Source organism: Kurthia massiliensis (assembly GCF_000285555.1).
In the GTDB taxonomy this organism is placed as follows: Bacteria; Bacillota; Bacilli; order Bacillales_A; family Planococcaceae; genus Kurthia; species Kurthia massiliensis.
Genome location: NZ_HE610997.1, coordinates 280,019 through 298,973 on the forward strand (window position 1 = coordinate 280,019; position 18,955 = coordinate 298,973).

Genomic DNA, 18,955 nt, shown 5'->3' on the forward strand with positions numbered 1-18,955 from the left:
TTCGAAGTAATTGCTATATACTTATAAGCGAGTGATTTTGAGGAGGAGAAAGATGAAGAAAATTGCGTTAGCACTTGTCGCAATCATTCTCGCTCTTGTTGTGTATAACGTAGCGACACTTGGTCATGAAAACGACGATACTGTCAAACAGACACCGAAAAAACCGACAACGCAAACTGTGTCGGTTACAGCAGATGATATTACACAAGGTCCACTCGTACTGATCAACCATGATCATGAAGTCGACGATCGCGCCGTACCTGAAGACTTACTGACATTATCAAAGCATCCGAAACTTCTTAAAGGATTTACGATCTCAGATGATTCAATTCAAGTTGCACGTGATATGCTCGCATCGTTCCAAGTAATGGTTGATGATGCGAAGAAAGACGATGTGACCCATTTTGTTATTAACAGTAGCTATCGCTCAAAAGCGGTTCAAGCAGAACTATATGAAACAAAAGGTGCTGACATTGCTTTACCACCGGGTGCGAGCGAACATAACCTCGGCTTATCGATGGATATTGGCTCAAGCCTTGGCCTCATGGAAAACGCAGAAGAAGGTAAATGGTTAGCAAAAAATGCTGCGAAATATGGCTTTATTTTACGCTATCCAGAAGACAAAACGGATATTACAGGTATTCAATATGAAGCATGGCATTTCCGTTATGTCGGTTTACCACATAGTTTAATCATGCAACAGCATGATTGGGTGTTAGAGGAATATATCGACTATTTAAAAACACATGATCGTTTAACAGAAACGGTCGACGGTGTACGTTACACAGTATTTTATCAAGATGTTGCCGAAACAGGTAACACTGATATTCAATTGCCACTTAAACGTAGCTATACGATTTCAGGAGACAATGACAATGGTGTCATCGTTACATATTGGAATCCACAACAAGCAGACATGACAGAGACTTCACACTAAAAGCATATTGTTATATGCCAATATAAAAAAAAGAGGTGGACATCCACCTCTTTTTTTCTATGTCATTAAGCTTCTTCCGCTTTTTGCTTCTCTAGCTCAATCATATATTGCTTAATATCTTTAATGCCATCAAGCGTATCACATAAAACAGTTGGTGATACGACCGTAATCATACGATCTTCTAAATTTGCCACCGCTGTGAAGTATTTTGTACGTGCATAATTAATTAAGCCAACTTGTTTTAATACTTCGTTCGGTAAATCCATAATTTCTTTTGCTTCTACTACTTGTAGCGCAAATAGGAAATCATCTGCTTGCACGATTACGAGACGTGTGTCATTAAATCCTGCTGAGCGATTGTATAAAATTTGTTCAAAATCTAATACAGGTAGTAATTCCCCACGATTTTTCGTTAAACCGACAACGTAATGTGGTAAATGTGGTACAGGGTTAATGTGATCTACTTTTTCAATCGATACGATTTGATCAACTGAAATGGCATAATCTTCTTGTCCACAACGGAATACAACTACTTTTGAACTTTCCATAAATTCCCTCCGAAAAACGATGTTATTTTGCAGCCACAACTTGAACGATTGATACGAGTAAGTCTGCTAATTTTTCTAGCTCTTCTACTGGAATACGTTCATTTGTTGTGTGAATAAATTCATAACCAACAGCTAAGTTTACGGTAGGAATACCGTAGCCTGCGATAACATTCGCATCACTACCGCCACCTGATTGTGCTAATTTGGGTTCACGGCCGATTGCACGTGCAGCTTGTTGTGCAACTTGTACGACTAAATCGTCTTCACCGAAACGGAAACCAGGATACATATTTTTTACTTCAACGATTGCTTCGCCGCCCATTTCAGCAGCAGCTTGTTCAAAGCAAGCTTTCATATGTTCAGCTTGAGACGCAACTTTATCTGCATCTAATGAACGACATTCTGCAAGAACGATTGCTTCATCTGCAACGATGTTCGTTGCTTTACCACCTTCAAAACGACCGATATTAGCTGTCGTATCACTATCAAGACGGCCTAATTTCATATTAGCAATCGCTTTTGCAGCCATTGTAATCGCTGAAATCCCTTTTTCAGGTTCTACACCAGCGTGTGCTGTTTTACCTTTTAACGTAGCGTTCACTTTTGTTTGATAAGGTGCAGCAACAACGATTTCACCAATTTTACCGTCTGAATCGACTGCGAAACCGTATTTTGCATATACTTTTTCATGATCTAAAAATTTCGCACCTTCAAGACCAGATTCTTCACCTGCTGTGATGACATATTGAATATCACCGTGCGCAAGACCTTGTTCTTGAATGCGACGTGCAAGTTCTAGTAATGCTGCTAAACCGGCTTTGTCATCCGCACCAAGAATTGTTGTACCGTCTGAATAAATATAACCATCTTCTTTAATAATTGGTTTAATACCGACACCTGGTACAACTGTATCCATATGCGCTGTGAAATAAATCGGATCAACATCTGCGTTTCCTTTTAATGTCGCGATAATATTACCTGAAGCGTGACCATTTTTCGTGTCAGCATCATCTACGTATACGTCAAAGCCTAATTCTTTTAATAAGCTTTGTAATACAGGTGAGATTTTTTCCTCATGATATGTTTCTGAATCAATTTGTACTAATTCTAAAAATTGATCAACAATTCGACTTGTCATTAAAAAGACCCCTTTACTTTTGCACCTTTACGGCGTGTAGCTTTACACTACATTTTTACGTTACAACTATACCATACTTATAGCCTGTATGCGCAACGTCATTTTAGTTTTCTTGACCCATTAATTGGTGCTTCGTGAATGCATTTTTTATAATCTTCGTGCATTTCATCATACCACCATCTTGCTTTTTCTTTTCTTGTGTATATTGTGTTGCCAATGCATGTAAAAATTGACGAACTTTCGGTGAGTCATTGCCTTCTTCAATATGATGTTTTAAGCAATAATCGTCGAAAAATAAATTTAAGAAGCGCTTATTGTTCGCGTGAATTGTCGGTTCATGATCTTCATATAGCATGTCGTTTTCAGCATTCATAAACTCAATAATGCCTAGCACAGTTGGCGTCGCTCCTTCATATAAAGATACATAATTGCGTAATCCTTCTTCAATCGCACGTTGTAAATGATACGTACGAATAGCTTCCATCGCACGTTGTATATCGACATTTGCTATATAGATGTATTTCATGCCCATAATGTCGATAGCTGTTTCTTCGTCCACTATCGTATTATTATGCGCAAGCAATTGATAAATTTGGTCAAATTGATCATGCGCAATATATGCATACTGGTCTAAAAAGCGCGCGACATCTCCTTGAATGTCTTGACTAATTTCTTGCATTTCTTGTGCTAACAACAAGTTATTCAACGTTGTTAATTGATGCTGATCAATCGCTAAAAGCGTCGGCATCAATTGTTTCGTTTCACGAATAAAGCGTATGCCATCTAATTCTACATTCCCTTCATGGAAGTAAAATGCACGTGGATGACGCGCTTCAATGTCCGCAATGCGCATATGTACATCTGCAATATCTGATTGAATATGATGATAAACGTCAATTGCTACACGTGAGAAAATAAATGTAAGTTCACTTCCTTTAAACGGACAACTCTCATCTTCATAATGTTTATAATAGAAAAAGACAATCGTCTGGAAGAAATCATACGCATTCCCGAGTGGTACTTTCGTAAATTGTGCGAAAAACTCAATCGCTTTTGCATTCCGCACCATGACATCACCCGATTTTCCATCGAGTAATTCGTTGTAGAAATGAATCGTTTCGATTACATCGATATATGGTCGATCAATTCGAATGTCGATAAAACGATGGTCTAGTTCAATCGCGATCGTACTACCTTCACGTGGCGCTTGTTGTTCCGCTTTTTGCTGTAGACGTTTTTGTTTATGCCAAAACCCCATTTATACACCACTCCTTTCTTCATAAAATTCCTTATTCAAACAATGATACTTCTATTATACAAAATAAATGCCCGGTTGAAGGGATGAATTACGCAAAATATTGACATTTTTCTGCTGTTGGCACGAGACCGCCCCCCGTTGCCCATACGAGATGCTGCGCTGTCGGATATCGCTCTCGCAACATATCTAATCCTGCAAAGCCCGCTGTCGCAGATGGTTCTAAAAAGATTTGCTCACGTTGCCATACATTTCGAACGTAGTTGCGTAACATATCGTCTGTCACTGTTAAAATACCATCTAAAAGCGGCTCCATTAATCGTCCAACAAATTGAGAGGCACGCCCTACTGCAAGGCCATCTGCAATCGTTTCATTCGTTAAACCGATATCTTGCACTGAAATTTGATCATGCTTTCCTGTCGCCATACCGAGCAACATACAAGGAGATGCAGTAGGTTCTACCATACAGCATTTTACTGCTGCACCAAATTGCTGTTTTAAGCCATAAATAACGCCACCAGGTCCGCCACCGACACCACAAGGTACATAAACGATAAGTGGATTTTGAACAGTCGGCGCTGTAGGTAATTGCTGTTTCAAGCGGCGCGCCGCCACTGCATAACCCGCAAATAATGCTTGCGAATTTTCATCATCGATAAAATGATGCAACGGCTCTGTTTCTGCTTGTAGACGACCTGTACGCACGGCCACGCTATAATCCCCTGCGTGTTCTACGACTTCTGCGCCATGAGCACGCAACATGTCTTTTTTCCATTGTTTCGCATCGTGTGACATATGTACAACAACTTGAAAGCCTAATTTTTTGCTCATAATCCCAATCGATAATCCGAGGTTTCCAGTTGAACCGACGATAATCGTATGGCGTGCCAACGCCTTTTGAATTCGTATTGTTGCAAATTGACGATAATCTTCATCGGTCAATAATTGTTCGGCACGTGCAACTTGTTCTGCAAGTAGCAACACTTCATGTATACCCCCGCGTGCCTTAATAGAACCGCTTACAGGTAAAATATCGTCACGTTTTAATAACGTTTGATCTGTTAATACGGTAATCGGTGATTCGATTATTCCTTTTGTGGGCTTCGTTTCCGGAAATGCCACTTCAAAATAAGGGGCGAATCTTTCTAAACGAGCCTCCGCTTCATCGATTAAATGATCATCTAATAAAAATGTTTGCGGAACTTGCTCTACATGTGGATTTTTCCACAATATAGGCTGTTGTTGCTTTAATTGTTCTATCCATGTCATATCGCTCACTCCTTTATATATAGTATACAGTTACATCTATGTGCGATGCTATTTGAAGAATATATAGACTGACAAGTTATATAGAATAAAAAAAGAGCCTAGGCACAAACCTAAGCTCTTTTGAATCGCCTAACTATAACGGAATATTGCCGTGTTTTTTCGCAGGGCGAGATTCTTTTTTGTTGCGTAACATTTCAAGTGATTGCATTAACTTGATACGTGTATCGCGTGGATCGATGACGTCATCTACTAAGCCGTGGCTTGCAGCAACGTAAGGATTTGCGAATTTTTCTTTATATTCTTCGATTTTTTGTGCACGAGTCGCTTCTGGATCAGCAGATTTTGCGATTTCACCCGCGTGGATGATGTTCGCCGCACCTGATGCACCCATAACAGCGATTTCAGCGTTCGGCCAAGCGAATACCATATCGGCACCGATTGCTTTCGAGTTAAGTGCTACGTATGCGCCACCGTAAGCTTTACGAAGGATCACTGTAATTTTCGGTACAGTTGCTTCAGAGTAAGCGTAAAGGATTTTCGCACCGTGGCGGATAATACCGCCATGCTCTTGTTTAACACCTGGGAAGAAACCAGATACGTCTTCGAATGTAATAATTGGTACGTTGAATGAGTCACATGTACGAACGAAACGAGCAAGTTTATCAGATGAATCGATATCTAAACCACCTGCAAGTACTTTTGGTTGGTTACATACAAGACCAACTGATTCACCATCGATACGTGCAAAACCGACAACGATATTTTTCGCGAAGTCTTTTTGTACTTCCATAAATGAATCTGTATCAACGACTTGCTCGATTACTTTACGAACGTCGTAAGCTTTCGTTTGGTCGATTGGTACGATATCAAGAAGTTCTGGACGTTCGTGATCTTCTTCTTCGAATGCAAAGCGTGGTGCTTTTTCTTCGTTATTTTGTGGTAAATAGCTAAGTAATTGTTTGATTTGATCAATCGCTGCTTGTTCATCTGCTGCACGGAAGTGAGCGTTACCGCTTACTGAGTTATGTACTTTCGAGCCGCCAAGCCCTTCAGCAGAAATTTTTTCACCTGTTACAGTTTCAATTACTTTTGGTCCTGTAATAAACATTTGAGATGTTTTATCAACCATTAAGATAAAGTCTGTGATTGCTGGTGAGTAAACTGCACCGCCTGCACATGGTCCCATAATGACTGAAATTTGTGGAATCACACCTGAGAATACTGAGTTGCGGTAGAACACTTTACCGTAACCATCAAGTGATAGTACGCCTTCTTGAATACGCGCGCCGCCTGAATCATTAATACCGATGAAAGGTGCACCATTTTTCGCTGCAAGATCCATCACATTGGCGATTTTATTTGCGTGCATTTCACCAAGTGCGCCACCGAATACTGTGAAGTCTTGAGAGAATAAGTATACAGGACGACCGTTTACTTTACCGTAACCTGTTACAACACCATCCCCAGGTCCTTCAACGCCAGCCATACCAAAGTCTACTGTACGGTGTTGAACGAATGGGTTGATTTCTACGAAAGTACCTTCGTCTAATAATAAGTCAATACGTTCACGTGCTGTTAGTTTTCCTTTTGCGTGTTGCTTTTCAATGCGGACGTCACCGCCACCCATTTCGATTGTGCGTTTTTTATCATAAAGTTCATTAATTTTATCATACATATCCATAAGTTCTGATTGCTCCTTTTCTTAGCCTCGATCTACTAATTCATAAAGAACACCGAAAGATGATTTCGGGTGTATAAACACTACTTTGGCGCCACCTGCACCAATTTTTGGTTTATCTGAAAGTAAGCGAGCCCCTTCATTCGCCATACGTTCCATTTCTGCTTCAATGTTTTTTACTTTTAAAGCGATATGGTGAATACCTTCGCCACGTTTTTCAAGATAGCCGTGAATCGCAGATTTTTCAGAAAGCGGTTCCAATAGCTCGATATGTGTATTGCCACCATCAAGGAAAGCTACTTTCACTTGTTCTGACTCTACTTCTTCAACTTTTTCCAATTTCATGCCTAACACATCAGTGTAATAAGAAATGCGCGCGTCTAAATCTTTAACGGCAATTCCAATGTGATCTACATTCTCCACGAGTCCCCAACTCCTTTTTGTTGTATAACACAATTATAACGCAATGACGTAAAATCTTCTATCGAACCCCTTCATTTTTCGAATAGATAGAAAATTTTAAATCGTTCAAATGCATACCTCTATGTTAAAGGAATTCTAAAATAAATCTAGTTTTATCGTAAAAAAGAGCATTTTTTGTCTTTTATGCACTATTTTATAGGCATGTTTTTGCATCTAAACATGAACATGTGCAAATTTTCAGTTTTCTTAATCTGTACTATAACTATTATTAATATATAGCTTTACATCATTGTATAGAAAGAAACTGTTATATCCCTCCACGATGGCAATATTTTTTAGGTTTTTTGACATACTCCCCTTTTGCACTAAAATAAAAGATTTGATACACTATGGTCAACATGATGAAGGAGTGCTACGGATGGGAAACAAAAAATTTCAAAAAGTCATCGTCATTATCATGGCCGTATTAATGTTACTTTCTGCTATTTCAATGGGCTTAACGATGATTTTATAGTGCATGAAAAAGAGGCTAGGACACGTCCTAGCCTCTTTTTGTTAATCAAATACCGGCTTGCCTTCTTCAATCGCTAATCCTTTGAAATTTTGCTTAATCGCTAAATAATGGTCCATCTCTTCAATGAACTGATAGAGCGATCCCATCGCTACAAACTCTTCATGAGAGCGTGGCAGCGGCATCGTTTGAAACGTCTCTTTCACACTAGCCAGTTTTCGGCGATATTTAAGCGCTGTATTGCCTGAATGTACATTGCTCGCCAATTCATCCATAAAGTCTGCAATCATATGTGATTGTGTCACGATCGTTGGCAGATTTGTAATTTTCGGCAAAATACGTTCAATAATTTCAAGTTGTTGCTCTCGCACGTCAAAGTAACGATAAAATAAATTTTCTTTACGTGTAATATGATTTTCAACATCTTGGTAGGCAAGCGACTTCCCTTTGTTGACCGCTTCTGTCGCTTGCAGTAATTCTTTACCGTCCCATGTCGTATCACCATCACGTAAATATTTCGCAATTTCTGTAAAAATGATACTATAATTTTTTTCAATTTCAATACGGTACACGTTTAATTCCGGCTCAATATCTGGCATTTGCATATTTACGAGAAAACCAACGCCAAAACCGATAAGCATAATGAGGAATTCATTACCGAGTAAACTCCATGTAAAATGTTGTTCATTAAAAATATGTAATAAAATAACAGACGAAGATACGAATCCTGGCGTTACTTTCAACATCACTAAAATCGGTAATAAAATGAGGACGAGCAATCCGAGCACTGACGCATAATAGCCGAGTGCATTAAAGAAAATGAAACTTAATATTAATACGACAAATGAAGCTATAATCCGCGTATAAATGGCGTGAATTGACTTACGCTTCGTCGTTTGAATACTTAAAATCGTTAAAATGCCGGCACTCGTGTAGTAGTCTAATTTCATTAAATGCGCAAACCAGATAGCTAATCCGACACCGACTGCTGTTTTAACAGTACGAAAGCCTATTCTAAAAGGTTTCATATCAGGACTCCTTTCTGCGGCATTCAAAAAGACGAATTGCGTATAGGACGCAATTCGTCTTTAGAAGTGTTTAAGCACGCTTAAACGTGTTGAATACGCCTGATTATACTTCTTCGCAGTAATCTTCGAAGTAGCCTTGTAAGTTCGTTACAACTGATACAGGGTCGTGACCTTCAATTTCGTGACGAGGAATTTCTGCCACAGTTTGACCATCTTTCATTAATACGAATGATGGAGATGATGGAATATGGTCTTCACCGAAGAACATACGCGCCATTGCTGTTGCTTCCTTATCTTGACCTGCGAACACTGTTACGAAGCGGTCTGGACGTTTTGGATAGTTTTGAGCGTATACTGCTGCTGGACGAGCAATACCACCTGCGCAACCACATACTGAGTTCACCATAAATAATGTTGTACCTGGTTGTTTTACTGTTTCTTCTACTTCTTCAGCAGTACGTAATTCTGTATAGCCGTTTTCAGATAGCTCTGAACGACATTGGTTAATCATTGATTGATATAATAAATCATATTCCATAGCCATAATTCGTTAGCCCCTTTCAATATCTCATTCTTACTATAACAGTGAATGCGAGTGATTTCAAAGGTTGTTACTTGGATTAACGTTCTGGATGATTTTTATAATTGAAAATCATCGCTAATATCATACAGCCCCCGACTAAAAACGTTAAAATGCTATAGTGCGATTGATATCCGTATACGCTATAACTACAGATCATGCCTAACAATAAAACGACTGCAATAACTGCGCATATTTTCGATAACTCCTGTATTTGAAATTTCCCTTTTCCCATTGTTAGACCCCCATTGACTTTAATTTTCTTTATTTTAACATTATTTACTTTTTAAAATCATCCTTATTTCTAAAATTTTAGAATATTTCAGTAATTAATCGTCAACAGCGATAACATGCGCTATAATACGGGTAAGGTGCATGTCACCGATGATTTTGGAATAGAAAGGATGAATAGTATGCAAACACGTATCGAAACGATTGCCGACGAAGTCATTCGCGGCTTAAACGTTTATGAAGGAAGAACCTCTGATATTTCAGAGCAATGGCAAGAGCTTGCCGACGTATTAGATGATTATGAAGTAAATACAGACGTCCTATATGGTGTTTGCATTGGTTTCACCGAAGATGGCATCGACTATTTAGCGGGTGTCAAAGAGGAAAATATGCCGAAAGAGGTCGAATCGATTGCTGTACCGATTCCAAGTGGGCGCTACCTCGTGGCAACGATTCATCAGCTCTCAGAAATTGAGCCGACATTCCAGGCGTTATTTAGCCATCAAGACTATACGCATCGCCCGGGCATTAGTTTTGAAAAATACATCGGGAACAATTTAGACCATATTGAAATATGGGTACCAGTCGAATAAAGTTACGTACTAAAAAGACCTTCCTAAAAACGGAAGGTCTTTTTGTAATAGTTTAGTAAGTTCTCATGATACGTCATATCAAAAAAAGGTGAGCCGCTTATGCGACTCACCTTTTCATTTACTGTTTAAACAGATGTTCAATACCTTGCGCAACTGTTAATTCACCTTTTAAAATTTCTCGTTCTAGTGCAGCGACCGTTTCTTTACGGCCTGCTGTTCCGTAGAAATCATCTACAAGCTTATCTAAAATCATTTGACGGAACCAGTCTGTCGTCTGATTGTTACGGCGCTCATTCCAAATGTTATTTGCTAATGCGGACTGTTTGAACTCGTCGACTGTCGCAAATATTTTATCAAAGCCTGTTTTATCATAAGAAGAAGCTGTTAACGTACGCGTCGTCCAACCTGGTGTGGCTGGTTGCAATAAATGTAGAATTTGCTTGTATTCCATTGCGGTTTTCTTCGCGTTACGTAAATTGTCTCCATCTGCTTTATGCACAAGAATCGTGTCTGCTAGCTCCATGATGCCTTTTTTCATTCCTTGTAATTCATCACCCGCGCCGGTTAACACGAGCAATAGGAAGAAATCGACCATATTGCGTACCGCAGTCTCGCTCTGTCCGACGCCGACTGTTTCAATCAAAATGATGTCATAGCCAGCTGCCTCGCAAAGAAGCATTGTCTCACGTGTTTTGCGGTGGACACCACCAAGCGTTCCTGCAGAAGGACTCGGACGAATGAAAGCATTTTTCTCGCGAGATAATTCTTCCATGCGTGTTTTATCCCCTAAAATACTACCGCCTGTCACACTTGATGATGGGTCAATCGCTAGTACGGCTACTTTATGACCCTGGTCGCAAAGCATTTTACCGAACGTTTCAATGAACGTACTTTTGCCGGCTCCAGGTACACCGGTAATGCCGATGCGGATACTGTTTCCTGTATACGGCAATAGACGTTTCAGTAGCTCTTGACCGAGCATTTTATCTTCATGATTTGCACTTTCGATGAGCGTAATCGCTTTTGCAAGACGAATACGATCGCCTGCGCGAATATCGTCGACAGCTTGTGCAAAATCAATTTCTTTTTTCTTACGCTTTACAAACTTACGACGCGTCGTTTGTTGCATGCCATCATGAGTACCTGCAACGCCTGGTTGAACGAATAGCGCCGATTTTTTTTCATCCATTATTCAGCCTCGTAGCCTAGTTGCTCGTAAATAAGCTCAATAATTTTTTGTGATGCGATTGGCAATACTGTACCAGGACCGAAGATTGCTTTTGCACCGCTTTCGTATAAGAATTCGTAATCTTGCGCTGGAACGACACCACCGACGATGACAATGATGTCTTCACGGCCTAATTTTTTCAGTTCAGCGATTAATTCTGGTACAAGTGTTTTATGACCTGCTGCAAGTGAAGATACACCGACAACGTGAACGTCATTTTCAACAGCCATAATTGCTGTTTCTTCTGGTGTCATGAATAATGGTGAAATATCTACATCGAAACCGAAGTCAGCATAAGCTGTTGCAACAACTTTCGCACCACGGTCGTGACCGTCTTGACCCATTTTCGCCACTAAAATACGTGGACGACGACCTTCTGCTTCTAGGAATTCATCTGTCATTTGTTTTACTTCACTGATTGCATCTTGATCTGAATAGTTCGTAGCGTACACCCCACTAATTGAGCGAATAACAGCTTTATGACGGCCAGATACTGCTTCAATCGCATCTGAAATTTCGCCAAGCGTTGCGCGTGCGCGTGCCGCATCAACTGCTACTGCTAATAAGTTTTCTTCGCCTGTTTCGGCTGCTTTCGTTAAACGTGCTAAATGTTTTTGTACTTCTGCTTCATCACGTTCTTCTTTCATTTTGTTAATACGGTCAATTTGAGATTGACGTACTAATGTGTTGTCGATATCTAAAATTTCGATTGGCTCTTCTTCTGCTAAACGGTATTTGTTCACACCGATAATTGTTTCTGCATTTGAGTCGATTTTCGCTTGACGTTTTGCCGCTGCTTCTTCGACTTTCATTTTTGGAAGACCTGTTTCAATAGCTTTTGCCATACCACCTAAGCCTTCTACTTCATCAATTAAATCCCATGCAGCATTTGTTAATTCATCTGTTAATTTCTCAACGTAGTAAGAACCGCCCCATGGATCGATTGTTTTCGTCATACCTGTTTCGTTTTGTAAGAACAGTTGCGTATTACGTGCGATACGTGCTGAGAAGTCTGTTGGTAGTGCGATTGCTTCATCAAGCGCATTCGTGTGTAGTGATTGCGTATGACCCATTGTTGCTGCGTTCGCTTCGATTAATGTACGTGTCACGTTGTTGAATGGATCTTGTTCTGTTAAAGACCAACCAGACGTTTGTGAGTGTGTACGAAGTGATTGCGTTTTTGGGTTTTGTGGGTCGAATTGGCTCATTAGTTGTGCCCAAATACGACGTGCTGCACGCATTTTTGCAATTTCCATATAGTAGTTCATGCCGATTGCCCAGAAGAATGATAGACGAGGCGCAAACTTATCAATATCAATACCAGCTTGTAAACCTGTACGTGCATACTCTAAACCATCTGCTAATGTGTATCCTAGCTCGATATCGTTCGTAGCACCCGCTTCTTGAATGTGGTAACCAGAAATTGAAATCGAGTTAAATTTCGGCATGAATTTTGATGTATATTCAAAAATGTCTGCGATAATTTTCATCGACATTTTTGGTGGGTAAATGTATGTGTTACGTACCATGTACTCTTTTAAAATATCATTTTGAATCGTACCTGATAATTTATCAGGTGTTACCCCTTGTTCTTCAGCTGTCACGATGTAGAACGCAAGGATTGGTAATACTGCACCGTTCATTGTCATCGATACAGACATTTGATCTAGTGGAATACCTGCAAATAAAATTTTCGTATCTTCTACTGAGTCAATGGCCACGCCGGCTTTACCAACATCACCTGTTACACGAGGGTGATCTGAGTCATAGCCACGGTGCGTTGCAAGGTCGAATGCAACCGATAAACCTTTTTGACCCATCGCTAAGTTACGACGATAGAACGCATTTGATTCTTCAGCTGTAGAGAAACCTGCATATTGACGAATTGTCCAAGGACGGCCAACGTACATTGTTGGGTAAGGTCCACGTGTATTCGGTGCAATACCAGCAACATCTTTTAAATGTTTTAAACCTTCATTATCTTGTTTCGTATAGACATGTTTCACTTCGATGTCTTCATTCGTTACGAACGTTTCTTCTTTTTGTTCATACTGTTCTTTTTGTAATACTGCTTCAATATCAATTGTTTCGAAATTCACGCTCATCGTTGTACCTCCTTAAGGCTACTTAAAATGCCTTCAAGTTTTTCGTAAATGTTCATACCTGCATATAGCGCACCGTCTACGCCATCAATTGCATCAAATTTACCTGCAACATCTAACAATGTGCCTGCTTTTTTCGCAGCGGTAATTTGTGGTAAAACAGCTTCGACATCTTCATCAACAGCTGAGAATACGACGACTTGTGCATCTGTATTCGCTAAAAATTGTTTTGCTACTTCAACGTCTGTAATTGGTTCAGACACTTCAGCTTGTACACCTGCTGTTGCGAAAATACCTGTTACGAAATCGGTACGAGGTTTAATTTTCTTTAATTCACCGTAAGCAAGTACGGCCACTTTCACTGGGTTTTGTTTGTAATCAATACGTAATTGCTCAAATGGCTTCGCTAAACGATTCACGTCTACGAAGTTTTCTGTTGACACTTGTTCTGTCGCATCTGCGAAGTTGTTTGTACCGACAAGTACAGATTTACGTGTTTGCACTTCTTTTAAGCGTTGTTGCCAAATTGCTTCAACGTCTGCTTCGATTTTCGCTTTTGCTTTTGTATAACCACCAGCAGCTTGAATTTCTAAGAAGTAGTTCCATGCATTTTTCACAAGGTCATGTGTTAATGACTCAACGAAGTATGAACCACCTGCTGGATCTAATACTTTTGTGACATGTGATTCTTCTTTAATGATAAGCGCCGCATTACGCGCGATACGAATCGATTGATCTGTTGGACCTGTTAAAATATTGTGCGGATGTACTGTTACAACGTCTGCACCACCGATTACTGCTGAGAAAGCTTCATTACCAGCTCGTAGTAAGTTGACATAAACATCTAATTTAGAGAATGAGCGTAGTGACGTTTCTGTCACGATTTGTACTGGCTTTGGTGCTGTGACACCGTAAGCATTCGCAAACGCTTTCCATAGTACGCGGAATGCACGAATTTTCGCAATTTCAACGAAGAATTGTGGATCGATTGCAAATGATGCGAAGAACTGATCTTCGTTCGCTGCAAAATCCTCTCCAATAAGTTCAGCTGCACGCGCTAAAGCGATCGCTAATTCTTGTGTCGCGTTTGCACCTGCATAGTGTGCAGATGCCGTATAAGCGTTTAACGAACGGATATTTGAAAAATCAGATAATGCGATTGTTTCATCGCTTACGATAAACCCTTCAACTGATTTGTCTGTGACGAAATTAAAGACGTTTAATACTTCTTTATCTTCTACATAAATGACCACTTTTTTGTAGGCATCGATTAATGCTGCTAATCCTTTTAATGCTGCCTCGTCCCATGCAAAGCTTACTTTGCCGACTGTGACGAATTCAGCACCACGTTCGAAAGCATCTTTCGTTTGTGCTACAAATTCTTCAATTGAAGCACCAAAAGCTTGTTGTGCTACCCCAAAGTCACCATCAGCTTTTAATGCACGTACAGTTGATACTTGCTCCTCTAATTTACCATCTAAAGCCTCTAGTAAACGCTCCTCTGTGTAAAGCGGTTCTAAAGTGATACCCTCGATAGTTTTTGTTAATAGTGATTCAAAAGGTTTGCCCTTTAATTGTTTCACTGCAGCCTCTTGCCATTGGTCGTAAGTAGGCTGTTCAAATGTTACTTCTTTTAAGTTTGTCATACGGTCGCGTAGACGCTTCCCCCCTTCAGTGATTCTAGCCCCCATTTTACACAAAATTTCGAATGCTTAAAAGTATAAAAATGGATAATCAGTAGCTTTCATCCTTACATAGCGTCTATTCAAAAGACATAATTACCTAAAAAATAATCTTTTGCTAGCAAATTTAAAACATATTCAAGTAAATAAAAATGTATCCGCTTGCATTTAAAATTTTCTGAAAAAATATACATTAATGCATTTTTACGCGTTAAAAAAGAAAAAACGTATCATCATGTTGATGACACACTTTTTCGATAGACGGTAGCAGGATAATCGGTAATCCAACCAATAACGACTGGATGTGGATTTTTCACAAATGCTTCTTGGCCCGTTACATTATAAAACCTCATTTTTTTCTGTGCTGCTTGTGCCGCTTCTAAATACACATCTCGATAAAACTTTCCTTTATTCGCATGTACGATATCGATATGATTCGCGGTTTTCAAATCGTTCCAATCGTAAGCTTTTTTCGGAATAAATGCCGTCTCCATCGACGGATTAATTTTTTTTACATCTCGTAAGATTTCATCGTGAAATGACGAAATGTGCACATTTTTTAATGGTGCGCATTTTTTAACGAGTGATTCTAGCGCTGCAAATTGCCCGACGAATGATTCTTTTAATTCAATATTCACAGGAATTTGTGCTGCCACAATCCATTTTAATAGTTCATCAAATGTTAAAAAAGCATGCCCACGTTTAAACCATTTTTTGCCGACTGAAAGCGCACGCACGGTGTGATACGTTACTTCGTTTAACATAAGTTTCTTGCCCGTTAGACGTTTTAAATTTAAATCATGTGTAATAATGGGCACAAAATCTTTCGTTAGCTGCACGTCAAATTCAAGTCCGTCAGCATGTTCGTTGAGCGCTTGTTGGAAAGCTGCCATTGAATTTTCTGGTGCTTTCGTAATGACGCCACGATGTGCATAAATCGGTAATTTAGACATTTAACTCCCCACCTTCTATTTTGAATGTACCACAAGTAACTTTCTTTAGCATACTTGAGTGTTTTCCAATTTTCAAAAGGGTGCCTGGGTAAACTTCTCGTACGACGGTAATTTCTTCTTTACCGACCATTCGGGTACTTAACAGTAACGTTTGAATACGTTCATTAATTTGTGTAATACGTTTTTTTACGGTCGCCGCAACTTGCTTTGAATTTTCAAATGCAAAGCGTTGGGATTGTGTCATTTTATCGTAAAATGATTCCAACTGTGCAACGTGTAATTGCCGCTTTTTATATTCTGCTTTTAATTGTTCCAACTCTACTGCTAATTCACGTGCTTTTGCAAGACGTTGCGCACTGTCCGTTACAATGACGGTTAAATGTGTTAAACGTTCATGTGGATTGCCAGCGAAAGCTGTACGAATCGTTTGCGTCACAACTGTTTCACCACCGATAATTTTACCGTGGTACTCATCTAAAAATACATTTTTCGCATCTAGATGTGAGCCCATGACGTAGTTACTAATAAAAATATCTTTCGCAGCTTGTAATGTTACATCATTAGCATGCTTTGCATAAATATTTCCACCTGCGCGTACACGCATCGTGTGATTACCGAAAATACCGCCTCGAATGTTAATATCACCATTGATTGATTCAATTAATTCGGCGCCTGTGACACCCGTTTCTCCTTCGATCGAAATATCACCGAGCGCACGAACGCGATAACCAGGTAAGACTGTACCTTTTACTAAAATAGATCCTTTAAAATCTAGATTACCTGTTTCTACCCCGACATCTCCATGAATAGTTAAATGTTCGAGCAATCGCACCATACCATCTGTAATGTCCAATACACCGTTATGACGCGCTCGTAATACGATAATATCGTCTTCTTCAATTTCATAAACCGACTTTGGATCATAGTGTAACTTTTCGTCTCTTCCCGCAAACGCCTGCACAATCTCACCGTATACGTTAATACCACTTTCGCCTTCTGTCGCTGGAATTTTTTCTCCGAGCCATTGATCTTTTTGAACTTCACAAATAAAGCTCATATCAAAGTAATCCGCGCGTCCATCTTCGCGAATAACAGGTTTTTTCACCGGACTCTCATAATATTTAATAACCGCATCTTCGCCATGCTCAGGATCTATTCCTTCTCCGACGGTTACTTTTTTCTCTCTACAAACTGCTTCATATGTAATATTTTTTATGTCGCAACGAAGTCCCATACTACTTGCAGCTGCAGCAATTGCCTGATTTAATTTATGTTCATCTTGAAATAAAGGATCGTTATAGTCGTTTACTTGTAAGGAAACGCTCATTCCATCCTTTGATACACTTAATGCAAATACAGGTAACCAAACGCCAATTTCTACTGGCGTAACACTCGGTTCATTTAATGCGTGACGCAGCATTTGAAAACTCGTTATTTTAATTCGCGTATGCTTTTTCGTGATGTCACCGAATTCTTTTAAAGAGAATCCATCTTTTGTCACAAGAATATAAATTTTATCCAAACTCTCATATAATTGAAAGTACTCGTTTTCAACTAACATCATGCTGCATTCCTCCTTTTAAACTATATAAGGTATGTATATTATCATTGTATCAAATCTAATTTATAGCCAACATCTACTATTATAAAAATATGATTTTTTGCTCAAGAAATATTTTTTGTGTTTTTTTTCTATAATATCAATTACTTTAGAACTATATATTACAACTCTAATACAATTTATAAGACCTATTCCATTTTATATCATACATTAGTTCTTAAATTTTAAACACTTTCTGTAAAAATATACTATTTCACACGAATAACCTGTCATTTTTTAGGGGAAGCATTGAAATTTAACGTCATTTATTACCCTAACAAAAAAACTTCTTTTTATTCATTTCTACTGAAAAAACGAATAAAAAGAAGTTTATTATGCTTACATAAAATGATTGTTGACTAGACGTTATCCCATCATTTCGACGCGTAGCTTATCTGCTACCATCGCCACAAATTCAGAGTTTGTAGGTTTTTGTTTCATATGATGTGATGAGTAGCCAAATAAATCCGCAATCGCTTCATAATTTCCACGATTCCATGCGACTTCAATCGCGTGTCGAATTGCACGTTCTACGCGTGATGGTGTCGTATCGAATTTTTTTGCAATTTCTGGATATAAGACTTTCGTAACAGAACTTAATAAATCGACATCTAAATACACCATTTGAATGGCTTCACGTAAATAACCATAACCTTTAATATGTGCTGGTATCCCGATTTCTTTTACAAGATGCGTAATTTGCATGTCTAAACGTTGATGATCTAATTTTTCAGGCTGTGAACCTTGTAAGATGCCTGTGTGACTTAGCGGTTTCTTTTCTGTTTCTTGTTTTACAACGTTTCCCTGTCCACAATGTAAAATTTTTGCTTCTAAGCGTGTCATTTCGAATGGTTTTAACATGAAATAAGCTGCCCCCAATTCTACAGCTTGCTTCATGACATCTTCTTGACCGAAAGCCGTTAACATAATCACTTTAATTTCTTGATAATCGCGCTCTTTATGAATTTCTTCTAATACTGCTAATCCATCTAAATGTGGCATAATCACATCTAAAACCAGTACGTCAGGCACAACATCTTTTAACATTTCTAAGCATTGTTTGCCATTTGACACCGTTTGAACGACCTCGATCTGAGGGTTTTCAGACAAATGGCTTTCAAGCGCTCGTACTAATTCTTTATTATCATCAGCAATCGCAACTTTTATTTTTTTCATCACGTAATCCCCCTATGCCACA

The 18,955-nt window shown here is 39.1% G+C and carries 17 protein-coding genes and 1 pseudogene; 3 read left to right on the forward strand and 15 right to left on the reverse strand.

The features are described 5' to 3' along the window. Positions 1-52: 52 nt before the first annotated feature. Positions 53-742 (forward strand): annotated as a pseudogene (locus tag KMHG_RS05725) (M15 family metallopeptidase); the annotation flags it as partial. Between the two features lie 260 nt (positions 743-1,002). Here KMHG_RS05725 and KMHG_RS05730 read toward each other — a convergent pair. From KMHG_RS05730 to mce, 6 genes are all read right to left on the reverse strand, one after another. Next, the gene (locus tag KMHG_RS05730) at positions 1,003-1,485 is read right to left on the reverse strand and encodes a chemotaxis protein CheW (protein ID WP_010287792.1); all 483 of its coding nucleotides are present in this window, start codon (positions 1,483-1,485) and stop codon (positions 1,003-1,005) included. Between the two features lie 22 nt (positions 1,486-1,507). After that, on the reverse strand, positions 1,508-2,623 hold the full coding sequence (locus tag KMHG_RS05735; RefSeq protein ID WP_010287793.1) for a M20/M25/M40 family metallo-hydrolase: 1,116 nt from the start codon (positions 2,621-2,623) through the stop codon (positions 1,508-1,510). 103 nt (positions 2,624-2,726) lie between these two features. Next, entirely contained in the window at positions 2,727-3,881 is a 1,155-nt protein-coding gene (locus KMHG_RS05740; protein WP_010287795.1) for a hypothetical protein, read from the reverse strand. 88 nt (positions 3,882-3,969) lie between these two features. Beyond that, positions 3,970-5,148, reverse strand: coding sequence for a D-serine ammonia-lyase (gene dsdA, locus KMHG_RS05745; protein WP_010287798.1), 1,179 nt, complete (start codon positions 5,146-5,148; stop codon positions 3,970-3,972). Between the two features lie 133 nt (positions 5,149-5,281). Further along, positions 5,282-6,829 (reverse strand): acyl-CoA carboxylase subunit beta, encoded by a 1,548-nt coding sequence (locus tag KMHG_RS05750; protein WP_010287799.1) that lies wholly within the window; start codon positions 6,827-6,829, stop codon positions 5,282-5,284. A gap of 21 nt (positions 6,830-6,850) precedes the next feature. Beyond that, positions 6,851-7,249, reverse strand: coding sequence for a methylmalonyl-CoA epimerase (gene mce, locus KMHG_RS05755; RefSeq protein WP_010287800.1), 399 nt, complete (start codon positions 7,247-7,249; stop codon positions 6,851-6,853). A gap of 418 nt (positions 7,250-7,667) precedes the next feature. Between mce and prli42 the strand changes: the two genes are divergently transcribed. Further along, the gene (gene prli42 / locus KMHG_RS19030; protein ID WP_154647360.1) at positions 7,668-7,763 is read left to right on the forward strand and encodes a stressosome-associated protein Prli42; all 96 of its coding nucleotides are present in this window, start codon (positions 7,668-7,670) and stop codon (positions 7,761-7,763) included. Positions 7,764-7,804: 41 nt separating this feature from the next. Here the strand turns inward: prli42 and KMHG_RS05765 are convergent, their stop codons facing one another. The 3 genes from KMHG_RS05765 to KMHG_RS05775 form a co-directional block, all read right to left on the reverse strand. Then, positions 7,805-8,788: an aromatic acid exporter family protein gene (locus KMHG_RS05765; RefSeq protein ID WP_010287801.1), complete on the reverse strand. Its 984-nt coding sequence runs from the start codon at positions 8,786-8,788 to the stop codon at positions 7,805-7,807. Between the two features lie 103 nt (positions 8,789-8,891). Beyond that, complete coding sequence (locus tag KMHG_RS05770; protein ID WP_010287802.1) at positions 8,892-9,332, reverse strand: BrxA/BrxB family bacilliredoxin; 441 nt, start codon at positions 9,330-9,332, stop codon at positions 8,892-8,894. Between the two features lie 76 nt (positions 9,333-9,408). Next, positions 9,409-9,603, reverse strand: coding sequence for a hypothetical protein (locus KMHG_RS05775; RefSeq protein WP_010287806.1), 195 nt, complete (start codon positions 9,601-9,603; stop codon positions 9,409-9,411). Between the two features lie 178 nt (positions 9,604-9,781). Here KMHG_RS05775 and KMHG_RS05780 point away from each other — a divergent pair, with 178 nt between their 5' ends. Beyond that, entirely contained in the window at positions 9,782-10,192 is a 411-nt protein-coding gene (locus KMHG_RS05780; protein WP_010287810.1) for a GyrI-like domain-containing protein, read from the forward strand. Between the two features lie 118 nt (positions 10,193-10,310). On the opposite strand, the gene meaB is transcribed toward KMHG_RS05780, so the two are convergent. From meaB to spo0A, 6 genes are all read right to left on the reverse strand, one after another. Next, positions 10,311-11,381, reverse strand: a complete 1,071-nt coding sequence (meaB, locus tag KMHG_RS05785; RefSeq protein ID WP_010287812.1) for a methylmalonyl Co-A mutase-associated GTPase MeaB — start codon at positions 11,379-11,381, stop codon at positions 10,311-10,313. Then, a complete protein-coding gene (gene scpA, locus KMHG_RS05790) occupies positions 11,381-13,525 on the reverse strand; it encodes a methylmalonyl-CoA mutase (protein WP_010287814.1) in 2,145 nt (714 codons plus the stop codon). The genes meaB and scpA overlap by 1 nt, the downstream gene beginning before the upstream one ends. Beyond that, a complete protein-coding gene (locus KMHG_RS05795) occupies positions 13,522-15,213 on the reverse strand; it encodes a methylmalonyl-CoA mutase family protein (protein ID WP_238984671.1) in 1,692 nt (563 codons plus the stop codon). The genes scpA and KMHG_RS05795 overlap by 4 nt, the downstream gene beginning before the upstream one ends. A gap of 224 nt (positions 15,214-15,437) precedes the next feature. Continuing rightward, positions 15,438-16,157 carry a glycerophosphodiester phosphodiesterase gene (locus tag KMHG_RS05800; protein ID WP_010287816.1) on the reverse strand — a complete coding sequence of 240 codons (720 nt, stop codon included), beginning with the start codon at positions 16,155-16,157 and terminating at the stop codon, positions 15,438-15,440. Continuing rightward, complete coding sequence (locus KMHG_RS05805) at positions 16,150-17,721, reverse strand: flagellar assembly protein A (RefSeq protein ID WP_010287817.1); 1,572 nt, start codon at positions 17,719-17,721, stop codon at positions 16,150-16,152. The genes KMHG_RS05800 and KMHG_RS05805 overlap by 8 nt, the downstream gene beginning before the upstream one ends. Positions 17,722-18,123: 402 nt before the next feature. Beyond that, positions 18,124-18,933, reverse strand: coding sequence for a sporulation transcription factor Spo0A (gene spo0A, locus KMHG_RS05810; RefSeq protein ID WP_010287820.1), 810 nt, complete (start codon positions 18,931-18,933; stop codon positions 18,124-18,126). Between the last annotated feature and the right edge of the window lie 22 nt (positions 18,934-18,955).

Bases quoted from the DNA above. Each gene is read 5' to 3' on its own strand.
- KMHG_RS05800 (WP_010287816.1), bottom strand. From the start codon at position 16,157: ATGTCTAAATTACCGATTTATGCACATCGTGGCGTCATTACGAAAGCA.
- KMHG_RS05775 (WP_010287806.1), bottom strand. From the start codon at position 9,603: ATGGGAAAAGGGAAATTTCAAATACAGGAGTTATCGAAAATATGCGCA.
- KMHG_RS05780 (WP_010287810.1), top strand. From the start codon at position 9,782: ATGCAAACACGTATCGAAACGATTGCCGACGAAGTCATTCGCGGCTTA.
- spo0A (WP_010287820.1), bottom strand. From the start codon at position 18,933: ATGAAAAAAATAAAAGTTGCGATTGCTGATGATAATAAAGAATTAGTA.
- KMHG_RS05795 (WP_238984671.1), bottom strand. From the start codon at position 15,213: ATGGGGGCTAGAATCACTGAAGGGGGGAAGCGTCTACGCGACCGTATG.
- KMHG_RS05730 (WP_010287792.1), bottom strand. From the start codon at position 1,485: ATGGAAAGTTCAAAAGTAGTTGTATTCCGTTGTGGACAAGAAGATTAT.
- meaB (WP_010287812.1), bottom strand. From the start codon at position 11,381: ATGGATGAAAAAAAATCGGCGCTATTCGTTCAACCAGGCGTTGCAGGT.
- KMHG_RS05765 (WP_010287801.1), bottom strand. From the start codon at position 8,788: ATGAAACCTTTTAGAATAGGCTTTCGTACTGTTAAAACAGCAGTCGGT.
- KMHG_RS05740 (WP_010287795.1), bottom strand. From the start codon at position 3,881: ATGGGGTTTTGGCATAAACAAAAACGTCTACAGCAAAAAGCGGAACAA.
- dsdA (WP_010287798.1), bottom strand. From the start codon at position 5,148: ATGACATGGATAGAACAATTAAAGCAACAACAGCCTATATTGTGGAAA.
- scpA (WP_010287814.1), bottom strand. From the start codon at position 13,525: ATGAGCGTGAATTTCGAAACAATTGATATTGAAGCAGTATTACAAAAA.
- KMHG_RS05805 (WP_010287817.1), bottom strand. From the start codon at position 17,721: ATGATGTTAGTTGAAAACGAGTACTTTCAATTATATGAGAGTTTGGAT.
- KMHG_RS05735 (WP_010287793.1), bottom strand. From the start codon at position 2,623: ATGACAAGTCGAATTGTTGATCAATTTTTAGAATTAGTACAAATTGAT.
- KMHG_RS05750 (WP_010287799.1), bottom strand. From the start codon at position 6,829: ATGGATATGTATGATAAAATTAATGAACTTTATGATAAAAAACGCACA.
- prli42 (WP_154647360.1), top strand. From the start codon at position 7,668: ATGGGAAACAAAAAATTTCAAAAAGTCATCGTCATTATCATGGCCGTA.
- KMHG_RS05770 (WP_010287802.1), bottom strand. From the start codon at position 9,332: ATGGCTATGGAATATGATTTATTATATCAATCAATGATTAACCAATGT.